General features: G+C 41.1%; 2 protein-coding genes and 1 pseudogene. All 3 read right to left on the bottom strand.

Features of this window, described 5'->3' with window-relative positions; all coding sequences use genetic code 11:
• Positions 1 to 138: 138 nt before the first annotated feature.
• A pseudogene (locus tag IM509_RS24220) lies at positions 139 to 210 on the bottom strand (putative toxin-antitoxin system toxin component, PIN family); the annotation flags it as partial.
• A complete protein-coding gene (locus IM509_RS20695) occupies positions 200 to 406 on the bottom strand; it encodes a hypothetical protein (protein WP_185237093.1) in 207 nt (68 codons plus the stop codon). The gene IM509_RS20695 and the pseudogene IM509_RS24220, both read right to left, overlap by 11 nt.
• A 298-nt stretch (positions 407 to 704) precedes the next feature.
• Positions 705 to 2,267, bottom strand: a complete 1,563-nt coding sequence (locus IM509_RS20690; RefSeq protein ID WP_002763778.1) for an iron uptake porin — start codon at positions 2,265 to 2,267, stop codon at positions 705 to 707.
• Between the last annotated feature and the right edge of the window lie 531 nt (positions 2,268 to 2,798).

Below are 2,798 nucleotides of genomic sequence, written 5' to 3'. Positions count from 1 at the left end.
GTTCCTTCTGAGTTCATCGGTTTTCGAGGATTAGAAACCCCCTAAATTTCGGAAAATTACTCGGATAGAATCGGAACAAACGCCAAAATTTAGACTAACTTCTCGGAATTCAAGGGCTCGGTCAACGCGCGATTACCCTGGTGTTCCTAGGGGATTTAGTAAAGCACTAATAAAAACATTTGTATCTATAACAACTCGATTAGGATTCATCTACTAATAGTTCTGTTAGTTTATCTTCTGTCAAACCTTTAGCTTGAGCCTTTTTGCCGACTTTATCCATAATTGAGATAAGACTTTCTGAATTTTCCTCAATTGTCAGATTAACTTCTTGTTCAGGAGAAAGACCTAACTGAGCGATTAGTGTAGGAATCTCCGATACCTTAATATTTTTGATAACTTGTTTCATGGCTTAACTAGGTAACTAGGTGTATCTTCAACTTTCATTGTACTCTATTTAATCACATTTAACAGTGTTCCTCAAATCGTCCTTGACCTCTTCGCCACAACTTCAACCCTCAAGCATAAACTAAAACCCTCTAAATCCATCAAAAAAGAAACCACAAAAGTAGGCTAAATTGCTTCTAAAAATACCATAAATGCCCCCTTCACTCAGTTAGTTTAGAGTGCGAAATGGCAGCCAGTGGAGAGATGATTTCAAGTCCTGTCATATTTTATCTTTATCTCTGACTGGCTGCCTAGACAAATCAGAAAGTAAAAGTCGTGCGGATAGTACCGATAACTAAGGTGGAATTGTTGTTATTAGAGTTAGGAGAAGTAATCACGATTACCCCCGGAGTAAGGGCAATATTATCAGTGAGTTTCCACTCATAAAATCCTTCAATATGAAAGGAAGTATCGGGATCATTAGTAGCACTGCCATCATTTAATCTAATACTAGAACTAGATACCCAGGGCTGCATACCAACAATAATACCCGCCGTATTTCCTTCCTTAAATAAATCAGGAAAAGCCAAAGTTACCGCCCAATTCCAGATATCTAAATCCCCGCGTTCTAGTTGTCCATCTAAGGTGCTAAGAGTGATAGCTTTTGTATAGCCACCCCAACCACCGAGGACAAAACCATCGACAATTCGCCAAGTAAATTGTAAACCCAAACTATTATTAATTGTCGGCACGGCCTCCCCGAATAGTTCTTCGGTGAAAAATCGGAAATTCGAGCGCTGGCTTCCCGTTCCCGTATCTAATTGGTTATAACCATGAAGGTAGGATAAAGCAATGCCAAAATTCTCGTTAGGAACATAACCCAGCTGCCCTAGGGCAGTATAGGAACCGTTAAATAAACCCGCACCCGGGTTAGGATCGTTAGCATCCCCGGCAAGATAACCGGCGCTGAATTGCAAAGCCCCATAATTACCCTGTAAACCGAGTCCAGTTTGTCCGGGGGCAAAATAAAGGGGATTGCGAGTACCAAAAGCGGAAAGCGCCCCACTAGCACCATCTCCATCCAAAAAGTTGAGGGTATTGGTAAAGTCATCTTTAGCACCTCCCGTCGCTTCTAACCAGAGTTGGATATTTTCCGTTAGGGGGAAACTGTAGTTTAAAACTTCTAGCAATAAATCGTTGCCGTCCGGTTGGGTAAAGGCTAAGGTACTTTCAAAAGTTCCCGTAGTATCGGCTAAATCGGCAATATTTCCCGTTGCTAGACGGGTATAGAGTAAATCTTTGCCTGTGAAGCTAGTATTTAATTCTAAACGGGCCCGATAACCAAAAGCTGGCACTTGGGGAATCCCTTCACCACCGTTTTTTTCTCCTGTGGCTACCCCATATAATGCCATCACCACTTCCCCGGTTAATTTAGTGGTGGTGGAAAATTGATTATTTTCCAGAAAAGCGACTCGATTTTCCAAGTTATCAACCCTAGCACCCAATGCCGCTAATTCGGTCTCGAATTCGCTAACTAATCGCTTGATTTTGTCTAGATCTTCTTTTAATACCGCTACTCCTTCTTGAATCAATCTTTCTAGGGTATTTAAGCAAGCATTCAACCCGGCGGCAAATTCCCAACGAGTTAAAGCGCGTTCACCGCGAAAAGTACGGTCAGGATAACCTACTATACAACCATACCTCTCCACGAGACTTCTTAAGGCCTCAAACGCCCAGGCGGTGGGAGAAACATCCCGCAATTGATTGACACTTGTTACCTGTGCCATGGGGTTACTAGAGAGGTTTTCGAGACTATTAGCCAGTACCGGACCAGAAAAACCCAGTAATATCGCTGCTGTTAGGAAATTTTGCTTGATTTTCATTGCTGTCTCTCACACCTACAAGAATGATTCTTATTATAGCGGTGTGCAGTCGTATGAGGTACAGTGTCACGAGCTATAAACCATGCTAGGCAAGGCTTGGTCTGTATCTCACTCAAGCGCTTACCGCTATATCAATGTAATCAGGTTAGCAAACTTTTTCCAGTTTGGCACTGTTGCCAATATTTTTTAAGTGTTATTTAAGATAAAATCTGGCTCTCTTAGGTTTGGTGGGTAAAATGTATTCTAAGATACAGTCCTGCGGGCGAGCGAGCGGAAGGAACCACAGAGACACAGAGGACACAAAGATTGATCGCTTCTATAGTAAGTTAAACTGATCACACAAAGAATAAGAGAGCCAAAATCTGAATTGCCTAGCATTTATTGGTTCAAATAAATCTTAAATGATAATAAAAAGGCTCTTCTGGTTTTCGTGTGTTAATTTTTGTTATGAATTAAAGCAAGCAAACAGCTTAAGTCGAAGATGTTCAAAATTGGTAAATCCATAACTCATTCTTTTAATAAGCTTTATTT

Source organism: Microcystis sp. M31BS1 (assembly GCF_020245285.1).
In the GTDB taxonomy this organism is placed as follows: Bacteria; Cyanobacteriota; Cyanobacteriia; order Cyanobacteriales; family Microcystaceae; genus Microcystis; species Microcystis panniformis.
The sequence above is the reverse complement of the archived record's forward strand: the minus strand, read 5'-3'. Positions and strand labels throughout refer to the sequence as shown.